This window comes from Meridianimarinicoccus roseus, from assembly GCF_003172915.1.
Classification (GTDB): domain Bacteria; phylum Pseudomonadota; class Alphaproteobacteria; order Rhodobacterales; family Rhodobacteraceae; genus Meridianimarinicoccus; species Meridianimarinicoccus roseus.
Genome location: NZ_QGKU01000068.1, coordinates 81,698 through 102,324 on the forward strand (window position 1 = coordinate 81,698; position 20,627 = coordinate 102,324).

The 20,627-nt window shown below is 65.8% G+C and carries 19 protein-coding genes; 12 read left to right on the top strand and 7 right to left on the bottom strand.

The window, feature by feature from the left end:
* Positions 1-159: 159 nt before the first annotated feature.
* A complete protein-coding gene (locus DKT77_RS20110) occupies positions 160-1,650 on the top strand; it encodes a DEAD/DEAH box helicase (protein WP_109813494.1) in 1,491 nt (496 codons plus the stop codon).
* 180 nt (positions 1,651-1,830) lie between these two features.
* A complete protein-coding gene (locus DKT77_RS20115) occupies positions 1,831-2,874 on the top strand; it encodes a succinylglutamate desuccinylase/aspartoacylase family protein (RefSeq protein WP_109813419.1) in 1,044 nt (347 codons plus the stop codon).
* 77 nt (positions 2,875-2,951) lie between these two features.
* Here the strand turns inward: DKT77_RS20115 and DKT77_RS20120 are convergent, their stop codons facing one another.
* Both DKT77_RS20120 and DKT77_RS20125 read right to left on the bottom strand, forming a co-directional pair.
* Entirely contained in the window at positions 2,952-3,575 is a 624-nt protein-coding gene (locus tag DKT77_RS20120) for a sugar transferase (protein ID WP_109813420.1), read from the bottom strand.
* Positions 3,576-3,818: 243 nt separating this feature from the next.
* Positions 3,819-4,748, bottom strand: coding sequence for an MBL fold metallo-hydrolase (locus DKT77_RS20125; RefSeq protein WP_109813421.1), 930 nt, complete (start codon positions 4,746-4,748; stop codon positions 3,819-3,821).
* A 192-nt stretch (positions 4,749-4,940) separates the two neighbouring features.
* Here DKT77_RS20125 and DKT77_RS20130 point away from each other — a divergent pair, with 192 nt between their 5' ends.
* On the top strand, positions 4,941-5,669 hold the full coding sequence (locus tag DKT77_RS20130; protein ID WP_109813422.1) for a hypothetical protein: 729 nt from the start codon (positions 4,941-4,943) through the stop codon (positions 5,667-5,669).
* 31 nt (positions 5,670-5,700) lie between these two features.
* Here the strand turns inward: DKT77_RS20130 and DKT77_RS20135 are convergent, their stop codons facing one another.
* Positions 5,701-6,111, bottom strand: coding sequence for a metallopeptidase family protein (locus DKT77_RS20135; protein WP_109813423.1), 411 nt, complete (start codon positions 6,109-6,111; stop codon positions 5,701-5,703).
* 64 nt (positions 6,112-6,175) lie between these two features.
* Between DKT77_RS20135 and DKT77_RS20140 the strand changes: the two genes are divergently transcribed.
* Both DKT77_RS20140 and gltX read left to right on the top strand, forming a co-directional pair.
* On the top strand, positions 6,176-6,601 hold the full coding sequence (locus tag DKT77_RS20140; RefSeq protein WP_109813424.1) for a DUF1801 domain-containing protein: 426 nt from the start codon (positions 6,176-6,178) through the stop codon (positions 6,599-6,601).
* 61 nt (positions 6,602-6,662) lie between these two features.
* A complete protein-coding gene (gene gltX, locus DKT77_RS20145) occupies positions 6,663-7,988 on the top strand; it encodes a glutamate--tRNA ligase (RefSeq protein WP_109813425.1) in 1,326 nt (441 codons plus the stop codon).
* Between the two features lie 25 nt (positions 7,989-8,013).
* Here the strand turns inward: gltX and DKT77_RS20150 are convergent, their stop codons facing one another.
* Positions 8,014-8,580, bottom strand: coding sequence for a gamma-glutamylcyclotransferase family protein (locus tag DKT77_RS20150; RefSeq protein WP_109813426.1), 567 nt, complete (start codon positions 8,578-8,580; stop codon positions 8,014-8,016).
* Positions 8,581-8,705: 125 nt separating this feature from the next.
* Between DKT77_RS20150 and DKT77_RS20155 the strand changes: the two genes are divergently transcribed.
* The 4 genes from DKT77_RS20155 to DKT77_RS20170 all read left to right on the top strand — a co-directional run bounded on the left by DKT77_RS20155 (position 8,706) and on the right by DKT77_RS20170 (position 12,556).
* Complete coding sequence (locus DKT77_RS20155) at positions 8,706-9,554, top strand: flagellar motor protein MotB (RefSeq protein WP_109813427.1); 849 nt, start codon at positions 8,706-8,708, stop codon at positions 9,552-9,554.
* Between the two features lie 203 nt (positions 9,555-9,757).
* Positions 9,758-10,378, top strand: a complete 621-nt coding sequence (gene rpsD / locus DKT77_RS20160) for a 30S ribosomal protein S4 (RefSeq protein WP_109813428.1) — start codon at positions 9,758-9,760, stop codon at positions 10,376-10,378.
* Between the two features lie 121 nt (positions 10,379-10,499).
* Positions 10,500-11,588, top strand: a complete 1,089-nt coding sequence (gene hisC / locus DKT77_RS20165) for a histidinol-phosphate transaminase (RefSeq protein WP_109813429.1) — start codon at positions 10,500-10,502, stop codon at positions 11,586-11,588.
* A complete protein-coding gene (locus tag DKT77_RS20170) occupies positions 11,585-12,556 on the top strand; it encodes a prephenate/arogenate dehydrogenase family protein (RefSeq protein ID WP_109813430.1) in 972 nt (323 codons plus the stop codon). The genes hisC and DKT77_RS20170 overlap by 4 nt, the downstream gene beginning before the upstream one ends.
* On the opposite strand, the gene DKT77_RS20175 is transcribed toward DKT77_RS20170, so the two are convergent.
* Positions 12,501-13,508 carry a DUF2125 domain-containing protein gene (locus DKT77_RS20175; protein WP_109813431.1) on the bottom strand — a complete coding sequence of 336 codons (1,008 nt, stop codon included), beginning with the start codon at positions 13,506-13,508 and terminating at the stop codon, positions 12,501-12,503. The two genes, DKT77_RS20170 and DKT77_RS20175, sit on opposite strands and share 56 nt — an antisense overlap.
* Positions 13,509-13,572: 64 nt before the next feature.
* Here DKT77_RS20175 and DKT77_RS20180 point away from each other — a divergent pair, with 64 nt between their 5' ends.
* The 3 genes from DKT77_RS20180 to DKT77_RS20190 all read left to right on the top strand — a co-directional run bounded on the left by DKT77_RS20180 (position 13,573) and on the right by DKT77_RS20190 (position 17,229).
* Positions 13,573-14,115, top strand: coding sequence for a gamma-glutamylcyclotransferase (locus tag DKT77_RS20180; protein ID WP_109813432.1), 543 nt, complete (start codon positions 13,573-13,575; stop codon positions 14,113-14,115).
* A gap of 72 nt (positions 14,116-14,187) precedes the next feature.
* A complete protein-coding gene (locus DKT77_RS20185; RefSeq protein ID WP_109813433.1) occupies positions 14,188-15,414 on the top strand; it encodes a biopolymer transporter ExbB in 1,227 nt (408 codons plus the stop codon).
* Positions 15,415-15,417: 3 nt separating this feature from the next.
* On the top strand, positions 15,418-17,229 hold the full coding sequence (locus DKT77_RS20190) for a peptidoglycan -binding protein (protein WP_109813434.1): 1,812 nt from the start codon (positions 15,418-15,420) through the stop codon (positions 17,227-17,229).
* 98 nt (positions 17,230-17,327) lie between these two features.
* On the opposite strand, the gene clpA is transcribed toward DKT77_RS20190, so the two are convergent.
* Complete coding sequence (gene clpA, locus DKT77_RS20195) at positions 17,328-19,649, bottom strand: ATP-dependent Clp protease ATP-binding subunit ClpA (protein ID WP_109813435.1); 2,322 nt, start codon at positions 19,647-19,649, stop codon at positions 17,328-17,330.
* Positions 19,650-19,832: 183 nt separating this feature from the next.
* A complete protein-coding gene (gene gloB, locus DKT77_RS20200; RefSeq protein WP_109813436.1) occupies positions 19,833-20,600 on the bottom strand; it encodes a hydroxyacylglutathione hydrolase in 768 nt (255 codons plus the stop codon).
* Positions 20,601-20,627 lie beyond the last annotated feature (27 nt).

Here is a 20,627-nt window from a genome sequence, read left to right on the forward strand (position 1 = left end):
TCCGCCCCGAAAGGCGCGCCGCGCGTTGACCAAAACGGCCAAAGCGGCTACCAAACGCGCGGCGTGCCCATGCGGGGCCGCTCACGACGCCGGGACGCCCGGAAAACTTGCGTCCCCTTCACCATGAACAGGCTGCTCTTGCGGCCGGAACGGGACGACATGACGACATTCGCAGACCTCAATCTGGGACCGAAGGTTCAGAAGGCCATCGACGAGGCGGGCTACACCACGCCGACGCCGATCCAGGCCGGGGCCATTCCGCCCGCGCTCGAGGGGCGTGACGTGCTGGGGATCGCGCAGACGGGCACGGGCAAGACCGCTTCCTTCACACTGCCGATGATCACAAAGCTGGCGCGCGGCCGCGCGCGGGCGCGGATGCCGCGCAGCCTTGTGCTGGCGCCGACGCGCGAGCTTGCCGCGCAGGTGGCCGAGAATTTCGATACCTATTCCAAGCACGTGAAGCTGACCAAGGCGCTGCTGATCGGCGGCGTAAGCTTCAAGGAACAGGATCAGCTGATCGACAAGGGCGTTGATGTGCTGATTGCCACGCCGGGCCGCCTCCTGGACCATTTCGAACGCGGCAAGCTGCTGCTTACCGGGATCGAGATCATGGTGGTGGATGAAGCCGACCGGATGCTCGACATGGGGTTCATCCCCGACATCGAACGGATCTTCAGCCTGACGCCCTTCACGCGCCAGACGCTTTTCTTCTCGGCCACCATGGCGCCCGAGATCGAGCGGATCACCAACACGTTCCTGTCCTCGCCGGCCCGGATCGAAGTGGCGCGCCAGGCCACGGCCTCCGAGACGATCGCGCAGAACGTGGTGCTGTTCAAGGGCAGCCGAAAAGACCGTCAGGCCAAGGAAAAGCGCGACCTGCTTCGCGCGCTGATCGATGCCGAAGGCGCGGCCTGCTCCAACGCCATAGTGTTCTGCAACCGCAAGTCGGATGTCGATATCGTGGCCAAGTCGCTTCAGAAATACGGCTACGACGCTGCCGCGATCCACGGCGACCTGGACCAGTCCCAGCGCACGGCGACCCTGCAGGGCTTCCGCGATGGCAAGCTGCGTTTCCTCGTCGCCTCGGATGTGGCCGCGCGGGGGCTCGATGTGCCATCGGTCAGTCACGTGTTCAATTTCGACGTGCCCAGCCATGCCGAGGATTACGTGCACCGCATCGGCCGTACAGGCCGCGCCGGCCGCGACGGCAAGGCGCTGATGATCTCTGTACCTGCGGACGAAAAGAACCTCGCCGCGATCGAAAAGCTGATCGACAGGGAAATCCCCCGCCTCGACAGCCCGCTGGGCGTGACGGCCGCCGCGCCTGACGCAGCGGCTCCGGCCGAAGACGACACGGACCGCAAACCGGCCCGCCGCCGCGTGGTGCGGCGCAAGGACAAGTCCGCAGACGGTGCGGACAGCGATGCGCCTGCAGCCGCAGCCACGCCCGTGGCCCCTGCCGACCCGGAACCCGAGGCGCGTCAGGTCCGGTCAGAGCGCGCGACAAAGGACAAGCCGTCCGAGGATACCCGCGGCGGCAAGTCGCGCGGGCGCGGAGGCCGTGGCCGCCGTGAGGAAACCGTGGTTGGAATGGGTGATCACCTGCCCAGCTTCATCGCCCTCAGCTTCGAGGAACGCCGCGCGGGCTGACCGCCGCGCGCCATCGCGTCAGGCGCCATCCTGCCGTGCGCGGGTGTCTTCCGTGCATCTCGCGGCGGCTTGCATGTGCCCCGGGGCGCGGGCACAACACGGGATGACCCGCGACCGGAGCATCCCGATGGCCTGTTTCACACCCGATCCTTTCACGGACGCAGACCTCGGGATCGGCCGATGACCACGCGCGCGGCCTTCCGCATTGGTGGCCAGCTCGTGGCCCCCGGCAAGCGGCGCACCGTCAACCTGCCCGTCAGCGTGCTGAGCGATCACACGCCAGTCACAATGTCGGCCCATGTCATCCACGGGCGAAAACCCGGCCCGGTCGTCTGCGTGACCGCCGGGGTGCATGGCGACGAAGTGATCGGGGTTGAGATCGTGCGCCGTCTGCTTGGCCTGTCGCGGCTCGATTCGCTGGCAGGCACGCTGATCGCGGTTCCCATCGTGAACGCCTACGGCTTCATGAATCATTCACGCTACCTGCCCGACCGGCGAGACCTCAACCGTTGCTTTCCCGGTTCGCCCGGCGGCTCGCTTGCGGCGCGGCTGGCCCATTTGCTGCTGACCGAGGTCGTCAGCCGGTGCGACATGGGGATCGACCTGCATTCGGCGGCAGTGCACCGCACCAACCTGCCGCAGGTGCGCGTGGCCCCCGACAGCCCCGAATTGCTCCGCCTCGCGCGGCTGTTCGGTGCGCCTGTCGTGCTGCGATCAAAGCTGCGGGAGGGTTCGCTGCGCATGGCGGCGGGCGAAATGGGCATCAACATCCTGCTTTACGAGGCGGGCGAAGGGCTGCGTTTCGACGAGATGGCCGTGCGCGCCGGCGTGACGGGCATCCTGCGCGTGATGGCCGACCAAGGCATGATTCCCGCAAAAAGCGTGCCCAAGGCGCGCAGTCGGCCGATGCTGTGCAAGTCGAGTCAGTGGCTGCGCGCGCCGCAGGGCGGGTTGTTGCGTACCTTCCGCTCCGAAGGCGACGTGGTGGCGAAGGGCGATCTGCTGGCGATCGTGTCCGACCCTTTCGGTGAGGTCGAGACCGAGATCACCGCGCCCGAGGAGGGGGTGATCGTCGGCCGGGCGATTCTGCCGATCGTGAACGAGGGCGACGCGCTGTTCCACCTGGCCGAGATCAGTTCCGTCGGCGAGGCCGAGGAAACGGTGGAGGCGCTGGCGACACAGCTTGGCGAAAGCTCCCTGTTCGACGAGGACGAGATCATCTGACACAAAATGGCCGTGGCGCCGGAAGGGCGACGGGGCCTTGAGATGCACGGCCTGGTCGGGCGCTGCCTGAACTGGCCTCAGTAGGCGGCGTCAGTGCGGATCAGGGCGAGCGGCGTGGCGATGAGGATGCGCAGATCCAGAAGGAGCGACCAGTTCTGCACGTACTGCAGATCCAGGGCGGCGCGGCGGGCCATCTTCTCTACCGTCTCGGTCTCGCCGCGGGCGTTGTTGATCTGGGCCCAGCCGGTCATGCCCGGCTTCACGGCGTAGCGCATCATGTAGTTGCCGATCTGCGGTGCGTAGAATTCGTCGTGCGCGACGGCGTGGGGGCGCGGGCCGACCAGCGCCATGTCACCCATCAGAACGTTGACCAGCTGGGGCAGTTCGTCCAGCGAGGTCTTGCGCAGCACCGCGCCGACGCGGGTGACACGCTGGTCGTTGCGCCGTGCCTGCGATATCGATGCATTCACCTGCATGGAGCGGAACTTGAGGATGTAGAAAACCTTGCCGTTCTGGCCGGTGCGCGCCTGGCGAAAGATTACGGGACCGCGGCTGTCCAGCTTAACCGCAGCAGCGATGCCCAGCATCAGCGGCGTCAGTGTCAGCAGGGCGATCAGGGCAAAAGACCGGCCGAAAAGGCACTTCGCGCACTGCTGCAGGCGCTTGTCGAAGCTGCGGAGGCCGGTCGTTTCGCTTGTCATCGGATCCACCAAGTATTCGGGTTCAGTCGTTTGCTCTGGTGGATATGCCCCTTTCTGCAGCTGGGGGCACGCGTCCAACGGATCAGTTCAGGGCGCGAAGGATCACGTTGGCACTCCCTTGGGATAGTACCTGGCCGAAAGTATGGGTTTGTGGGGCGTTTTCAGGCGCACGGGGGGCCTGGAATGGCGAGGCGCGCCTTTACGGGGGGTGGCGGGCCCGGTTTCGGGCCCGCCGGGCGAATCTCAGCCCAGCATCATCTGGTAGCTGGACGGCACGTAGCGGAAGCCGTCGCCACGCGTCTCGACATAGCCAAGCGCCGGGAAAGGCATGTGATAGCCGATGAAAGGCACCTTGTCGGCTGCAAGCATGCCCAGCACCCGGCGGCGCGTGGCGGCCGCAGCGGCCTTGTCCATGTCGAACAGGACCTCCCAATCCGGGTAGGCCAGCGACCAAACGTAGTGGTTGGCGAGGTCCGCGAAGAGCATCAGCTGCTGTCCGCCGCTTTCCAGCATGTATCCCATATGGCCGGGCGTATGCCCGAAAGCGGCCATCGCGGTCACCCCGGAAGCGACGCTTCCGCCGTCCTCAAGAAAGGTCATGTTGTCGTTCAGCGGCGCGACCTTGGTGTTGAACCCTTCGTTGTCGGCCTGTGACCAGTGGTTGTGTTCGACCGCGCCGGTCACGTAGCGGGCGTTGGCGAAGGTTGCCCCGGCGTCGCCCATGAGCCCGCCGATATGGTCGCCGTGCATGTGGGTGATCACGACCGTGTCCACCTGGCCCGGTTCGTAGCCCGCGGCGGACATCACGTCGGTGGTGGCGTCGGGATTCAGGCCGGTGTCGAACAGGATCAGTTCTTCCCCGGTGTTGACCAAGGTGGGCGTGAAGAAGAACTGCGTGCGGTCGGTCGGGATGAAGTTCTCTTCCGACACCTCGGCAAATTCCTCGGGTGTGACGTTCATTCCGAAGATACCCTGCGGTTCCTCACGGGTCACGCTGCCACCAAGCAGCGCCGTCACCTCGAATTCGCCAAGGGCGAAGCGGTTGAAGCGCGGCATCGCCGCGCCCTTCATCTCTGCCGCAGCGTGCGCCGACCGGGCACCAGCGGTCAGTCCGGCGCCCAAGGGCAGGGCTGCGCTTGCGGCCAGTGCCTGTCTGCGTGTCATACGTGTCATTTGAGTCTCCCTGTTTGCTCGCAATTAACTAATTCGACCGCGGCGCTTGGCGAGACAGCCCCGCCGAAATCTTCCGGGATGAGCCTTGCTTGGAGTGTCGATCCGGGCATGCCGCACCCAACGGATTGTTGCGAGGGTCGGCAATCGGGAGTATTATCTTTACTTAACGGTAACTAGGATGAGATTCCCGATATGCGTACCCTTATTGCGGCCCTATCACTCGCTGTCGCGTCCTTCGGCGCGGCGGATGCCAGCACGTCGCTGAGCGTTCAGGCGACCACCAACATCTTCAAGGCCAGCGCCACCGGCGGCGGCGACGGCATTGTACCGACGGCTGTCGGCTTCTCTCCCGCCGCGGGCCTCGTGCTGACCTTTTCGTCCATCACCGGCCTGACCGATTGCTGTTCGGGTACGCCGGACATGAACGCGGACGGAACGACCGGGCTTGTGTTCAGCGGAAACAGCAGTGTCACATCCTCGGGCGGCATTTCAGGCTTGACGGCGCTCGGACGCCAGCTGTTTCTGGCCGGCCTGTTCGTGGACAGCAGCACGCCGCCCTCCGGCACGGCACCGACCACGCTGGCCTACGGCGGCGCGGGCCTGTCCTATGAACTCGCAAGCTACAGCCCGTCCTTGAACCAGACCTTCTTCATCGGCGACGGCCTGACCGGCACCGGTTCGGGCACGGTTCAGAGCTTTGTGGCACCGGCAGGGGCAGACACGCTGTATCTTGGCTTCGTGGATGCAGGCGGCTTCAACGGCGGGCCGAATTTCTACAACGACAACCGCGGCCAGCTTGACGTCACCTTCACGCTGGCGGCGCCGTCGGCGGCCATTCCGCTTCCGGCTGCTCTGCCGCTCAGCCTTGCGGCGCTTGGCGGTCTTGGCCTGCTCGGTGCGCGGTCCCGGCGCAAGGGCTGAAAGCATAAGCGCCGCGCCTTTTCGCGCGGCGTCATTCCCACCAGCGGTCGATGCGGGCGATGTCGGCGTCGGACCATCCCATGTGGTGTGCCAGTTCGTGCACGACCACATGGGTGACAAGATCGGCAAGCGTCACGTCCCCCCGCGACACCCATTCGTCCAGGATGGCCCGCCGGAACAGCCAGATCACGTCGGGCCCGGTCGGCTGGTCCATCACCGATTTCTCGGTCAGCGGAATGCCGTCGTACAGCCCGGTGAGCGAAAACGGATCGTCCATCCCCAGATCGTCCAGCATCGCGTCGTCGGCAAGGTCCTCAACCCGCAGCACGACCCCTTGGGCGGCTGCGGCAAACGGGATGGGCAGCGCCGTCAGCGCCGCGCGTGCAAGCGTCTCGATCGTGTCCAGATCGGGCGGCATCGTGTTGGACCATTCGTCAGCCATGCCTCCGATATGACCAAACGCGGCGCGACTTGCCAGCGTGAAGGGCCTGTGCCACGTTTTTGCGATGCCCTTGCCGCCACCCGATACGCCGCAGGATGTTGCCGACTTTCTGAACCGGGTCGCGCCGCCCGCTCGGCGAGACGATGCGCTGCAGCTGGACGCGATCTTCCGGATCGCCAGCAGCTTTCCCCCGCGCCTTTGGCCCGGGGGGATCGTTGGTTATGGCCGTTACGACTATATCTACGAGAGCGGGCGATCGGGCCGCAGTCTCGCCACCGGTTTCGCGCCGCGTGCGCGCCAGACGGTGGTGTACATCATGCCGGGCTATGCTGACTTCCGCGACCTGCTTGCGCGGCTCGGTCCGGTGAAAAGCGGCAAGGCGTGCCTGTACATGCCTCGGCTGGACCGGGTGGACACCGATGTCCTTGCCGAGTTGATTCGCGCGGGACTGGAAGACCTTGCGCGCCGCTGGACAATCCACCCGGTGTGAGCGGCGGTGGACTTGGCCGAACGATTGTGATTATCCAGCGCGCGACAGGAGACCGCGTTCCATGACAATCACCCGCTTCGCCCCCTCGCCGACAGGCCACATCCATGTGGGCAACCTGCGCACCGCGCTGTTCAACTACCTGATCGCGCGCAAGGCCGGGGGGACCTTCATACTGCGTATTGACGACACCGACCCTGAGCGGTCGAAGGAAGCCTATGTCGACGCGATCAAGGAAGATCTCGACTGGCTCGGTCTGCACTGGGATCGGGTGGAACGGCAGTCGCTGCGGCTCGATCGCTATGCCGAGGCCGCGGACCGACTGCGCGCCATGGGCCGGTTTTACGAATGTTTCGAGACGCCGACCGAGCTTGACCTGAAGCGCAAGAAACAGCTGAACATGGGTCGCCCGCCGGTCTATGACCGCGCTGCGCTGGCGCTAAGCGATGAAGAGCGCGCGGCGCTGCGGGCCGAACGCGGGCAGGGGCACTGGCGCTTCAAGCTGGACCAGTCCCGCATCGAATGGGCGGACGGCATTCTCGGCGATCTGTCTATCGACGCGGCCAGCGTGTCCGACCCGGTTCTGATCCGGGGCGACGGGCAAGTGCTGTATACGCTCGCCTCCGTGGTGGACGATACCGAGATGGGGGTAACCCACGTGGTGCGCGGTTCCGATCACGTGACCAACACGGCAACGCAGATCCAGATCATCGAGGCGCTTGGCGGCACCGTGCCCAGCTTTGCGCACCATTCACTGCTGACCGGCCCTCAGGGCGAGGCCTTGTCGAAGCGGCTGGGCACGCTCAGTCTGCGCGACCTGCGCGCGCGTGGGGTGGAGCCGATGGCGCTGCTCTCGCTGATGGCGCGGCTCGGCTCCGCGGATCCGGTGGAACTTCGCGGATCGGTCGACGAACTCGTCGAAGGCTTCGATATCGCCCGGTTCGGCAGTGCGCCTACAAAGTTCGACGAGAACGACCTGTTTCCGCTGACTGCGCGCCATCTGGGCACGCTGCCGGTCTCGGCCGTCGCAGCCGATCTTGAAGCCGCCGGGGTGCCCGATGCGCAGCGCGCCGCGTTCTGGTCCGTCATGCGCGAAAACGTGACCACGCGCCACGACATCCTAGGCTGGTGGGAGGTTCTGTCCGAAGGGGCCACGCCGCAGATCGACCCGGAGGACGCCGAATTCGTCGCCACCGCGCTGGAGTTGCTGCCCGATCCGCCCTACGGCCCGTCCAGCTGGGCGGACTGGACTGCGGCGGTGAAAGAACGCACCGGGCGCAAGGGCAAGGGGCTGTTCATGCCGCTACGCAAGGCGCTGACCGGCCAGGGGCGCGGCCCCGAGATGGCCGATTTCCTGCCCCTGATGCAGGCCCGGCCCAAGCCGCGCTGACCCGCGCCACCGCTGGGTCGCGGCCTCAGTCCGGCGGTGTAAGCGTCACCGGCAGAGCGGCAAGGTGCCGGTCCACCAGCGCGCGCTCAGCCGCGCTGAGGGTCTGATGACGCGGATAGCGCGGCGCGGCGCGGTCGTCGATCACCGGGCGCGCCCATCCGTCCGTGCTGTCGAAAAAGGCGGCTGCGCCATCCTCGCCATACTGTGTCAGGAAGCCCTGTACGACCACGTCGATATAGCTGAGCAGGATCGGGCTTGCGTCCTGCGCGTGCTGGTCCGCGGGCGGCACGGCATAGACCTGCACCTGCGCCTCCGCGTGCAGGTCGTGATAGATGTCGTCGCGCAGCGCGTGGCGGCGATAGCCGGTCTCGCGGCGGTCCAGCGCCTCCCAGTCTTGCCCCGGCACGGCTGCGACCAGCCCGTCGATCGCCCCGGTGCCGGTACGGTGCACCGACAGAAACGCTTGCGGCGCAAGGGGCGTGCCTCGCCACACACGCCGCCAGCCCTGCAACCGTGCCTTGCGCCCGTCGGGGTAACTGTGGGTGCGCTGATTCACGAGCGATCCGTAGCCAAAGAAGTAATGCGCGTGCATGGCCTTGCCTGTCCGGGGTTTCCCTGTCGATGCCAAGCCGCGCGGCGCGATGCAAGCGGCTTTAAGCCGCCCTTCATCCCTTCGTTCTAGGGATCGGGGGAAACAGCTTCCGCGCGAGGACGGGAATGGCCGACAACACGCCGATGGCGCCGATCATCATCAAGCGCAAGAAAGTGGTCGCGGGCGACGGCCATCACGGGGGCGCGTGGAAGGTGGCGTATGCCGACTTCGTGACCGCGATGATGGCCTTCTTCCTGCTCATGTGGCTGCTGAACGCGACGACGGAAAAGCAGCGCAAGGGGCTGGCGGACTACTTCTCTCCGGTGGTGCCTGTGAACCGCGTGTCGGGCGGCGGGGAAGGGGCCTTCTGGGGCGACAGTGTTTTCGCCGAGGACGTGCTGGCGCAGAACGGAACCGGCGCGACGATGCTGCATCCGGGCGAACTGGACAAGGCGAATGGCGAGGCCGGCGAGACGGGGGCGCAGGCCGTGGACCAGAGCCCGGAGCAGGCCGTGCGCGACCTGATGCGCGTGCTGGCCGCGCGCAGCGGCGAGAGCATGTCGCAATTGCGCGACATGCCGCATGTCGTCACCCGTGTCTCCGACATGGGTATGGCGATCGACATCTTCGAGATGCCGGGCGCACCGCTGTTCGATCCGGCCACCGGCGCGCCGACGCAACGGCTGCACGACACGCTGGCCGTGATCGTAAAGGTGATGGACATCGTGTCGAACCAGGTTTCGGTCGAGGCGCATGTCCCCGCGCGTCCGCTGGTGGTCGCGCGCAACCCGGTCTGGGACCAGTCCACGGATCGCGCGCAGGTCGTGCAGGTCCGGTTGGAACGGATCGGCCTCGCGCCGGACCGCATCCTAAGGATCACCGGCTATGCCGACCGGCGCCCCGCCGATCCGGGCAACCCGATGAGCCTGCGCAACAGCCGCATCGTCGTGACGATCCTGCGCGACGACGTCTGACACGGGCACGGGCCACGGCATTGGTGGGGGGCTTGACACCCGGTGGGGAGGGGTCTAGGGGCACGGTTCCGGCGATGCCGGGCAGACCATTGGTGTTGGTGGCCCCCGCAAGGGGATGCCTGTCGGCCAAACCGGGACATCCGGGGCGGCGAAGGACAACGCCCTTCGCAATCGGGGATTATCCCCAAGCAAGGAGATCAGCCGTGACCAAACGCACAGCTGCCAAGTACAAGATCGACCGCCGTATGGGCGAAAACATCTGGGGCCGTCCGAAAAGCCCGGTCAACCGCCGCGAATACGGCCCCGGCCAGCACGGCCAGCGCCGCAAGGGCAAGATTTCCGATTTCGGCCTTCAGCTGCGTGCGAAGCAGAAGCTGAAGGGCCACTACGGCGATCTGACCGAGAAGCAATTCCGCAAGATCTTTGCCGAGGCCGAGCGAGTGCGCGGCGACACCGGCGAGCTGCTGATCGGCCTGCTGGAAAGCCGCCTCGATGCCGTTGTCTACCGCGCCAAGTTCGTGCCGACCGTGTTCGCCGCACGCCAGTTCGTGAACCACGGCCATGTGCTCGTGAACGGCAAGCGCGTCAACATCCCCTCCTACCGCGTGAAGGAAGGCGATGTCGTCGAGGTGCGCCAGAAATCCAAGCAACTGGCCATCGTGCTGGAAGCGACTCAACTGGCAGAGCGCGACGTGCCCGACTACATCGAAGCCGACCATTCCAAACTGACCGCGACCTTCGTGCGCCGCCCCGGCCTTGCCGACGTGCCCTACGCAGTGCAGATGGAACCGAACCTCGTGATCGAATACTACGCCCAGAACTGATCCCGTTCGGAGCAGTCTTCGCAGGCCGCGCCGGGCAACCGGGCGCGGCCTTTTTCATGTCCGCTTGCCGCTGGAAATGACCCGCCGTGCCCGCTACACCGCACCAGAGCAGGAGAGCCAAATGACCAGCGCAATCGTACCCCAACCCGGCATTCTCGACATCGCGCTCTACCAGGGCGGCAAGGCGAAGATCGACGGCGTCGCCGACGTTGTCAAACTGTCGTCGAACGAGAACCCGTTCGGCCCGTCCCCCAAGGCCATCGCCGCGGCAGAGGCATCGCTGGGCGCACTGCACCGCTACCCGTCCACCGATCACGCGGCCCTGCGATGCGCCATCGGCGAGATGCACGGGTTGGATCCGGATCGGATCATCTGCGGTGTCGGCAGCGACGAGATCATCACCTTCCTGTGCCAGGCCTATGCCGGGCCGGGCGACGAGGTGCTTCACACCGAACACGGCTTTCTGATGTATGCCATTTCGGCCCGCGCTGCGGGGGCAACGCCGGTGGCCGCCCCCGAACGCGAGCGCACGGCCGATGTCGATGCCCTGCTCGCGGCCTGTACCGATCGCACGAAGCTGGTATTCCTCGCCAACCCTAACAACCCCACCGGGACCATGATCGGCGGGAACGATCTGGCGCGGCTTGCGGGCGGACTTCCGCCGCAGGCTATCCTCGTGATCGACGGCGCCTACGCGGAATACGTGGAGGGCTACGATGGTGGCGCCGCGCTGGCCGGTGCGCGTGACAACGTCGTAATGACCCGTACCTTTTCCAAGCTTTACGGGCTCGGCGGTCTGCGGATCGGCTGGGGGTATGGCCCCGCGGCGATCATCGACGTGCTCAACCGGGTCCGCGGGCCGTTCAACCTGTCCGCCACGCAACTGGAGGCCGCTGAAGCCGCCGTGCGGGATGCGGACTATGCCGAACGCTGCCGCGCCGAGAACGCGCGCTTGCGCGAGAAGCTGGCCCATGATCTGGCCGCCCTCGGCGTGCCTTCCGACACCTCGCAGGGGAATTTCGTTCTGGCCCGCTTCGCATCGGAGACCGAGGCCGCTGCCTGCGACGCGCATCTGCAATCGCGCGGGCTGATCGTGCGCCGTGTTGCCGGGTACGGGCTGCCGCACTGTTTGCGCATCACCATCGGCGACGAAGCCGCCTGCACCCGCGTCGCGGCCGCCGTGGCCGAGTTCCGCGCGGCCCGGACATGAGCATGATCTACCGCCGCGTCGCATTGATCGGGCTGGGCCTTATCGCGTCCTCCATGGCCCATGCGATGCGCCGCGCGGGTCTTGCCGGCGAAATCGTCGGCACGGCCCGTACACCGGCCACCCGCGCCATCGCACGCGAAGACGGGCTGTGCGACCGCGTGACGGACACAGCGGCAGAGGCAGTGATCGGCGCCGATCTCGTTGTGCTTTGTGTTCCCGTCGGTGCGATGGGGGCGCTTGCCGCCGAGATCGCGCCCCACCTTGCGCCGGGCGCGACCGTCACCGATGTGGGGTCCGTAAAGCGGTCTGTGATAGATGCCGTAGCCCCCCACTTGCCGGACAGCGTGCATTTCGTGCCCGCCCACCCTCTTGCAGGGACCGAACATTCCGGCCCGCGATCGGGGTTCGCGGAACTCTTCGACAACCGCTGGTGCCTGCTCGTTCCGGTGCCCGGAACCGATGCTTCGGCCACTGCACGGCTGCGCGCGCTGTGGGAAGGGATGGGGTCGAACGTCGATGAAATGGATGCGGATCACCACGATCTCGTGCTGGCCGTCACCAGCCACGCGCCACACCTGATCGCCTACACGATGGTCGGCGTGGCGGACGATCTGCGCCGCGTGACCGACAGCGAGGTCATCAAGTATTCCGCTGCGGGATTCCGCGACTTCACCCGCATCGCGGCCTCGGACCCGACGATGTGGCGCGACGTGTTCCTGAACAATCGCGAGGCAACGTTGGAGATCCTCGGCCGTTTCACCGAGGAACTGTTCGCATTGCAAAGGGCCATCCGCACCGGAGATGGCGACCACCTGCACGCCTATTTCACCCGGACCCGCGCAATCCGGCGCGGAATCATCGAGGCCGGGCAGGACACCGACGCACCCGATTTCGGCCGCGGTACCCGCAAGATCAGCGCAGCACCAGGCGCGGCGCCTGACCCAGCGGCAGCACACCGCCAAGGCTGACCCGCCCGCCGTCGAAGCGCAGCGGCACGTCCAGCGTGTCGGGGTTGCCGGTCATGCGGGCCATCTGCGCCAGTCCGCCCTCCAGCAGCGGGGCCAGCCGTTCGGGCACCAGCCCTGCGGCCTGTGCCAGCGCCATCATTTCGCGCCAGTTGGTGGCCTTGACCGTCAGGCTGCCGGTCGGCACTCCGTCCTCCGCCACGTCCAGCGTTCCGGCGATGCGCAGGTCCAGTTCGCCCCAGCTGGCCCGCGCGAGTCGCAGGTCGATCCGGCGGGGCTGGGGGCGCCGCTCCTCGATCGCCCGCCTGTCCCATGGCGCGTCGAACACCACGCTGGCGTCCAGCGCCAGCCGCTGCACCGTGTCACCGATCAGCGTGCTGCGCGCCAGAAGCCGGGTGACGAGGCTTTCGGGCGGCGCGAAATCCGCCGCCTGCAGCGACAGATCATAGCTGTTCACCGCCGCCGGCGTGCGCCGCAGCGCCAGTTGTCCGCTTCCCAGTCCCGCGCGCCAGTCCGCGCTGGACTGCGCGACCACTGCCGCGAACTCCACCGTCGCCCGGTCCAGCGTAAAGGCGCGCATGTCGGCGAAAACCACCGACCCGCGCATTCGTTCGCTGGTCAGGTCAATCTTCTGCAGCGGCGTTGCGACTGTCTGGGTGTCCGGCCAGACGGCGATCACATGGCTGGGCCGATAACTGAGCGCCAGAACCTGGAAAATCGGCGCCGACCACGCCCAGCCAGTAGACGGATCGGCCAGTTCGACCTCGCGCAACGTGGTATCGAAGCGGTTGGGAAACCCGGCCGTGTTCAGGCTGGCGGTGCTGACGACCCACCCATCGGCCTCGCGCGCGGCCAGCCAGTTGCGTAGCCCGCGTTCCACCGCCTGCGCGCCGATGAACCAGTATCCGGCCCAGGCGGCCGCCGCCAAAAGGATCACGGCCAGTAGAATTCGCATCGCGGGGCCTTTTCTGTCTGTTCGCGCTTGTGTTTACAGGGGCCGCGGAAAAAGGACCAGTCAGATGCCTCAGAACACGGCCGCCCTTTGGGTTTTCGGATACGGATCGTTGATCTGGAATCCCGGTTTCACCCATGTGGAACGGGTGATCGCGGAACTGCCCGGGTATGCCCGGTCATTCTGCATGCGCTCGGTCCATCATCGCGGCACTGCAGACAGCCCTGGGCTGGTGCTGGCGCTCGATCCGCATCCGGGTGCACGCTGTTCCGGCATTGCCTTCGGCGTGGCCGAGGACGATGCCGACGAGACACTCGCCACGCTGCGCGAACGGGAGCTGATCTCTTCGGCATATCTGGAGAAGACGCTGCCGCTGGACCTGTCCGACGGGCGCCGCGTGCACGCGGTGACCTACGTCGTCGATCCGCAGCACGTGCAGTATTGCGGCGGACTGCCGCTGGAAGAACAGGCAAGGATCATCGCATCGGCCGTGGGGGGGCGCGGCCCGAACCGCGATTACCTGTTCAACACCGCCGCGCATCTGCGCGAACTCGGCCTTGGCGATGCAGATCTCGACTGGTTGGCCATGCGCGTCGCAGAACTGGACTGAGCCGGACAAACGCTGTTGGAACACGCGCCGCCGCACCCTATGCTGCGCGAAAGTCACTGGAAAGGCAGACGGATGGCAGCGCAAGGCGATGGGCGGCAGGGGCTCCGGCAGGGCCGCGAAGTGCGTGCGCAGTTCTCGCAGCCCGTGCGCCAGATCGTGCTGATGCTGATCGTGATCGGTGCGTTCTCGGCGGGCGCCTACGTGGCGTTCCCGCAGGTCGCCCCGGTCTTCGCACAAAGCCCCTGGTTGAACGGCACCATCGGCGTCGTGTTCGTCGTTGGTGTGCTGGCCTGCTTCCTGCAGGTGCTTCAACTGGTGTCGGCGGTGAACTGGATCGAGGATTTTGCCCGCGACCGGCCCGGTTTCGACATCAAGCGCCCGCCACGGCTGCTGGCGCCGCTTGCGGCGCTGCTGCGCTCGCGCGGGGCGCGTATGCAGATCGGGGCGTCCTCGTCGCGGTCGATCCTGGACAGTGTCGCAACGCGGTTGGACGAAGCGCGCGACATCACCCGCTACATCACTAGCCTTCTGATCTTTCTGGGCCTTCTGGGCACGTTCTATGGCCTTGCGACGACGATCCCGGCTGTGGTGGACACGATCCGCTCGCTTGCGCCGGCACCTGGCGAAAGCTCCACCGCGATCTTCGGTCGGCTGATCGGCGGTCTGGAAACGCAGCTTGGCGGGATGGGGACGGCCTTCGCCTCTTCGCTTCTGGGGCTTGCCGGGTCGCTCGTTGTGGGGCTTCTGGAACTGTTCGCCGGGCACGGCCAGAACCGCTTCTACCGCGAACTCGAGGAATGGCTGTCCTCGATCACGCGGGTCGGGTTCAGCGCGGGCGACACCGACATGAGCGCGGAAAGCTCCATGTTCGCGACGCTGATGGACCAGATGACCGAACAGTTCGACGCCCTGAACACCACCTTCATCGAAAGCGACCAGAGCCGCGCTGCGGTGGACGAGAAACTCGGGATGCTCGCCGCATCGGTCGAACGCCTGTCGCAGAAAGTGTCCGAAGACGCCAACATCAATGCCACGCTTGCGCGGATCGCCGAGGGTCAGGAGAACCTGATCGCCGCGATCAACGCCGTCACCGCCCGGCCGATTACCGAAGCCGACGCGCTGGAGGCCGAAACGCGCTCGCGCCTGCGCAGCATCGACGTTCAGCTGCTGCGGATCCTCGAGGAACTGACGGCAGGCCGCCAGGAAAGCACGACTGAACTGCGCCGAGATCTCGCCCGTCTGACTCGCGTGATCGAGATTGCGGCGGACCCGTCGGGCGGCCAGGGGCAGGGGCGCTAAGGCGTGGCGCTGAACCGCCGCAGCGGACAACGGTTCCAGGCCTCGATATGGCCGGGTTTCGTCGATGCGATGACGGCGCTGCTGCTTGTGCTGATTTTCGTATTGACCATTTTCATGGTGGTCCAGTCGATCCAGACCGAAACGATCACCGGGCAGGAAACCGAACTGGACCGGCTCAGCCGCGAGATCGACACGCTGGCCACGGCGCTCGGGGCGGAACAGCAGCGCAATTTCGAACTGGAATCGAACGTGGCCGCGCTGGACGAGGATCTTGCGCGGGCGGAGGACAACAGCGAATTCCTGAACAGGATCATCGACACGCTGACCGCCGAGGTCGAGAGCCGCAACGCGCAACTGGGTGAGGCCCGCGAGCGGATCACCGCCTTCGAGGCGCAGGTTACCGCTCTGCTTGCCGACCGTGATGCGGCCCGCGGGCAAGTGGCCGATCTGGAGCAGGACGTGGATGCGCTGACGCAGGACCGCGACGCGCTGGAGACGGCGTTGGCCCGGGCCCGGGATGAGATAGACGCCGAGGCCGAGGCAGCCCGACTTGCGGCGGCACGGCGCGATGCGCTGGAGGCGCTGGTGGCCGATCTGCGCGCGACAGGGGATGCGCAATCGGACGAGATCGCGGCGTTGCGCGGCAATCTGCAGGATGCCGAACAGGCCCTGTCCGAACAGGAAGCCGCGCGTCTTGCCGAGGCCGAGGCCGCCCGGCGGCTCCGAGCGCGGCTTCAATCCGCGGACGCGGAATTATCGGCGATGACGCTGGCGCTGGAAGAACAACGCGCGCAGGCGGAAGAAACCCTGACCCTTTTGGCTGCCGCCCGTGCCCGCCGGGACGAACTGGATGAAAGGCTCATGGCCGCGTTGGTGGATGGCGACCTGTCCGAAGAGGCATTGCAGGCAGCCCGCGCCGAACTGGAGCAGGCCCGCGAACGGCTTCAGCAGGAGGGTGCGACGGCCGAGGATCTGCGCAACCGGCTGGCCGATGCGCTGGCCGCGCGTCAAAGCGCCGAGGCCGAGCTTGAGACGGCCCTGACCGAAGCGGAGCGACAGGAGCGGCTTCTGGCCAGTGCGCGCGCGGAACTGTCGGAATTGTCAGACACCAGTGCCGAGGATCGGCGCCGACTTGCCGCGCTGAACGCGCAGCTGTCCACCCTGCGTGGCCAGTTGGGCGAGTTGCAGGCGCTTCTGGACGAGGCCGATGCGCGCGATGCTGCAGCGACGGTCCAGATCGAGGCCTTGGGCGCGCGGCTGAACACGGCGCTGGCGCGGGTTGCGGCCGAAGAGCGCAAGCGCGCCGAACTGGAAGCGGCGGAACGGCGGCGGCTCGAGGCGGAGGCGCAGCGGTTGGAGAACTACCGATCCGAGTTCTTCGGGCGCCTGCGCGAGATCCTTGGGGATCAGGACGGGGTGCAGGTGGTCGGTGACCGGTTCGTCTTCTCCTCCGAAGTGCTGTTCGCATCGGGCTCGGCGGAACTGTCGTCCGATGGACGGGCCGAGGTCGCCAAGGTTGCACAGACGTTGCAGCAGGTCGCCGCCAGTATTCCGCCGGGCATCGACTGGGTGATCCGCGTCGATGGCCACACCGATGACGTTCCGATCTCGGGAAACGGGCCGTTCGCGGACAACTGGGAACTCAGCCAAGCGCGGGCGCTGTCGGTGGTCCGCTTCATGATCGACAATTACGGCTTTCCGCCCGACCGGCTTGCGGCGACGGGCTTCGCGGAATTCCAGCCGGTCGATCCGCGCGCTACTCCCGAGGCGCGGGCGCGCAATCGGCGGATCGAGCTGAAACTGACCGAGCGCTGATCGATGCCGCCGAGGGGGAACGCCTATCCCGTGTGAGGAACCCCGGAACAAAAGCCCCGCCGAACCGGCGGGGCTTATCTTGTTCTTTTGTTTGCGGGTCAGTCGGCTGTCAGCAAGGGTGGACGCTTGCTCGACAGCCGGGCGTTTTCCGGCGGAAGCGTTTCAAGGTGGATTTCACCGTCGCGGACTTCGACCCGAACGATGCCACCCTTGGCAAGCTTGCCGAACAGCAACTCTTCGGCCAGCGGCTTCTTGATATGCTCCTGGATCACGCGGCCTAGCGGACGTGCCCCCATCTTGTCGTCGTAACCTTTGGTGCCCAGCCACTCGGCAGCTTCCGGCGTCAGTTCGATCGACACGTTGCGATCCATCAACTGGGCTTCGAGTTGCAGCACGAACTTCTCCACCACCTGCATGATCACCTCCTGCGGCAGCGGACGGAAGCTGATCACCGCGTCAAGGCGATTGCGGAACTCGGGCGTGAAGATACGCTCGATCGCGGCGGTGTCCTCGCCCTCGCGGCGGTCGCGACCGAAACCGATGGCCGCTTTTGCCTGTTCGGCCGCACCGGCGTTCGAGGTCATGATAAGGATCACGTTCGAGAAATCGACCTGACGGCCGTTGTGGTCGGTCAGCTTGCCGTGGTCCATAACCTGCAACAGAATGTTGTAGACATCCGGGTGCGCCTTCTCGATCTCGTCCAGCAACAAGACGCAATGCGGATGCTGGTCCACACCATCGGTCAGCATGCCACCCTGGTCAAAGCCGACATAGCCCGGCGGTGCACCGATCAGGCGCGAGACGGCGTGCTTTTCCATGTACTCCGACATGTCGAAGCGCAACAATTCCACTCCGAGCGAGTCCGAAAGCTGCTTGGCCACTTCGGTCTTTCCGACGCCGGTAGGTCCGGCGAACAGGTAGTTCCCGATCGGCTTTCCCGGTTCGCGGAGCCCGGCTCGTGATAGCTTGATCGCCGAGGACAGTGCCACGATGGCATCATCCTGCCCGAACACGACCCGCTTCAACGTACTTTCGAGGTCGCGAAGCACTTCAGCATCGTCCTTGGACACGTTCTTGGGAGGGATTCGTGCGATCTTGGCCACCACGGCCTCGATCTCCTTGGCGCCAATGGTCTTGCGGCGTCGGCTTTCAGCCACGAGGTGCTGTGCGGCTCCCGCTTCGTCGATCACATCGATCGCTTTGTCGGGGAGCTTGCGATCATTGATATAGCGCGCCGAAAGTTCCACCGCCGTGCGGATCGCGTCCGAGGTGTAGCGGATATCGTGATGCGTCTCGAAATAGGGCTTCAGCCCTTTCAGGATCTTCACAGTGTCATCGACAGACGGTTCAGCAACATCGATCTTCTGGAACCGGCGGCTCAGCGCTCGGTCCTTTTCGAAATGCTGGCGGAACTCCTTGTAGGTGGTGGACCCCATGCATCGCAGCTTGCCGCCCTGCAGCGCGGGCTTTAGCAGATTGGACGCATCCATCGCACCACCCGACGTGGCACCTGCTCCAATCACGGTGTGAATCTCGTCGATGAACAGAATCGCGTCAGGATGCTCTTCCAACTCGCTGACCACGGCCTTCAGGCGCTCTTCGAAATCGCCCCGATACCGCGTGCCGGCGAGCAGCGCGCCCATGTCCAGCGAAAAGATCGTCGCGCCGGACAGTACATCGGGCGTTTCGCCCTGCACGATCTTGCGCGCGAGTCCTTCGGCGATGGCGGTCTTGCCGACGCCCGGATCACCCACCAGAAGCGGGTTGTTCTTGCGGCGGCGGCACAGCACCTGAATACAGCGCTCAACCTCGGATTCGCGTCCGATCAGTGGATCGACCTCACCCTTCATCGACTTCGCATTCAGGTCCACGCAGTATTTGCCGAGCGCCGATTCCTTACCATCAGCCTCGGTAGCCTGGGCCGTTTCCTCTTCGTAATCGGTCGCACCCTTCACCGGACGGCTTTCGCCAAAATTCGGATCCTTGGCGACGCCATGCGCGATGAAATTCACCGCATCGTAGCGGGTCATTTCCTGTTCCTGAAGGAAGAAGGCCGCGTTGCTTTCGCGTTCGGCGAAGATCGCGACCAGCACGTTCGCGCCTGTCACCTCCGTCCGGCCCGAGGACTGAACATGGATCGCCGCGCGCTGAATCACGCGCTGGAATGCCGCCGTCGGAACAGCTTCGGAACCGTCCACGTCGGTTTCAAGGGTCGACAGCTCCTCGTCGATGAATTCGACCAGCGTGGTCTTGAGCGTCTGCAGGTCGACACCGCAGGCCTGCATGACCTTGGCCGCGTTCGGCTCGTCGATCAGGGCAAGCAGCAGGTGTTCAAGCGTGGCCAGTTCGTGGCGACGGGAATTCGCCAAGGCCAGAGCCGCATGAATGGCTTGTTCAAGCGTATTCGAAAATGACGGCACGAGACGTGCTCCTTTCAGTCGGGGCGGCGACGCAGGACGGCACCACCGTGGGCTCATGATCTTAAAGTTTGGTTTTCCGGCGCAACCTTCAAGTCTTTTTTCCTCACCGTCCCGGCATTGACCTTTCGGAACCGGCGCCCATGCATTGTGCATCGCTGCCCCTGCGGTCCGCCCAAATTTTAGTCAAAAGGCGTCTTTCAGGGCGCGTGTGCGCGCGAACACATCCACATCCGATGCATTTTCCATGCCGAGAGCGGCCTTCAATGCCGGATCCGACGCGCGGAGGAACGGATTTGTGGCCTTTTCGAGCCCAAGCCGGGTCGGAACCGTCGCAAGTCCCTTGGCGCGGGCCGCCGTCACTTCCTCCGCGCGGCGGCGCAGTGCGTCGGGCACATCGCCGAGACTTAGCGCGAAGGCTGCGTTGGCCTTGGTATACTCGTGTCCGGAACAAACGATCGTGTCCTCGGGCAGGTCCGCCATTGCGCCAAGGCTGCCCCACATCTGTTCGGGCGTGCCTTCGAACAGCCGCCCACACCCAAGCGCCATAAGGCTGTCGCCGGAAAACAGCAGGTTCGACGGTGCCATGAAATACGCGATATGGCCAACGGTATGTCCCGGCACGTCGATCACGCGGACCGTGTCGTCGCCGAAGCGTTCGTCGCGGCCCGGCTCCACCGGACGGTCCAGCGGCGGCAGGCGATGTGCGTCCTGCGCGGCACCCCACACGGCGGCGCCGGTGGCGGCGCGCAGTGTCTCCACCCCGCCGACATGGTCGTGGTGGTGATGGGTCAGCAGGATGTCGGTCAACGCCCAGCCGCGCTCCTCCAGCGCGGCCTGCACCGGTCCCGCGTCTGGCACATCCACCACTGCCGTGGCCCCGCTGCCCGCGTCATGAACGAGATATGCGTAGTTGTCGGACAGGCAGGCAATCGTGACCAGGGTAAGGGGCATGGCGTTTCGCTCCGCATTGGGTATGGT

What these genes read in the sequence shown, in the direction of transcription:
- DKT77_RS20110 (WP_109813494.1), top strand. Translation starts at nt 160, where the DNA reads ATGACGACATTCGCAGACCTCAATCTGGGACCGAAGGTTCAGAAGGCC.
- DKT77_RS20115 (WP_109813419.1), top strand. Translation starts at nt 1,831, where the DNA reads ATGACCACGCGCGCGGCCTTCCGCATTGGTGGCCAGCTCGTGGCCCCC.
- DKT77_RS20120 (WP_109813420.1), bottom strand. Translation starts at nt 3,575, where the DNA reads ATGACAAGCGAAACGACCGGCCTCCGCAGCTTCGACAAGCGCCTGCAG.
- DKT77_RS20125 (WP_109813421.1), bottom strand. Translation starts at nt 4,748, where the DNA reads ATGACACGTATGACACGCAGACAGGCACTGGCCGCAAGCGCAGCCCTG.
- DKT77_RS20130 (WP_109813422.1), top strand. Translation starts at nt 4,941, where the DNA reads ATGCGTACCCTTATTGCGGCCCTATCACTCGCTGTCGCGTCCTTCGGC.
- DKT77_RS20135 (WP_109813423.1), bottom strand. Translation starts at nt 6,111, where the DNA reads ATGGCTGACGAATGGTCCAACACGATGCCGCCCGATCTGGACACGATC.
- DKT77_RS20140 (WP_109813424.1), top strand. Translation starts at nt 6,176, where the DNA reads ATGCCCTTGCCGCCACCCGATACGCCGCAGGATGTTGCCGACTTTCTG.
- gltX (WP_109813425.1), top strand. Translation starts at nt 6,663, where the DNA reads ATGACAATCACCCGCTTCGCCCCCTCGCCGACAGGCCACATCCATGTG.
- DKT77_RS20150 (WP_109813426.1), bottom strand. Translation starts at nt 8,580, where the DNA reads ATGCACGCGCATTACTTCTTTGGCTACGGATCGCTCGTGAATCAGCGC.
- DKT77_RS20155 (WP_109813427.1), top strand. Translation starts at nt 8,706, where the DNA reads ATGGCCGACAACACGCCGATGGCGCCGATCATCATCAAGCGCAAGAAA.
- hisC (WP_109813429.1), top strand. Translation starts at nt 10,500, where the DNA reads ATGACCAGCGCAATCGTACCCCAACCCGGCATTCTCGACATCGCGCTC.
- DKT77_RS20170 (WP_109813430.1), top strand. Translation starts at nt 11,585, where the DNA reads ATGAGCATGATCTACCGCCGCGTCGCATTGATCGGGCTGGGCCTTATC.
- DKT77_RS20175 (WP_109813431.1), bottom strand. Translation starts at nt 13,508, where the DNA reads ATGCGAATTCTACTGGCCGTGATCCTTTTGGCGGCGGCCGCCTGGGCC.
- DKT77_RS20180 (WP_109813432.1), top strand. Translation starts at nt 13,573, where the DNA reads ATGCCTCAGAACACGGCCGCCCTTTGGGTTTTCGGATACGGATCGTTG.
- DKT77_RS20185 (WP_109813433.1), top strand. Translation starts at nt 14,188, where the DNA reads ATGGCAGCGCAAGGCGATGGGCGGCAGGGGCTCCGGCAGGGCCGCGAA.
- gloB (WP_109813436.1), bottom strand. Translation starts at nt 20,600, where the DNA reads ATGCCCCTTACCCTGGTCACGATTGCCTGCCTGTCCGACAACTACGCA.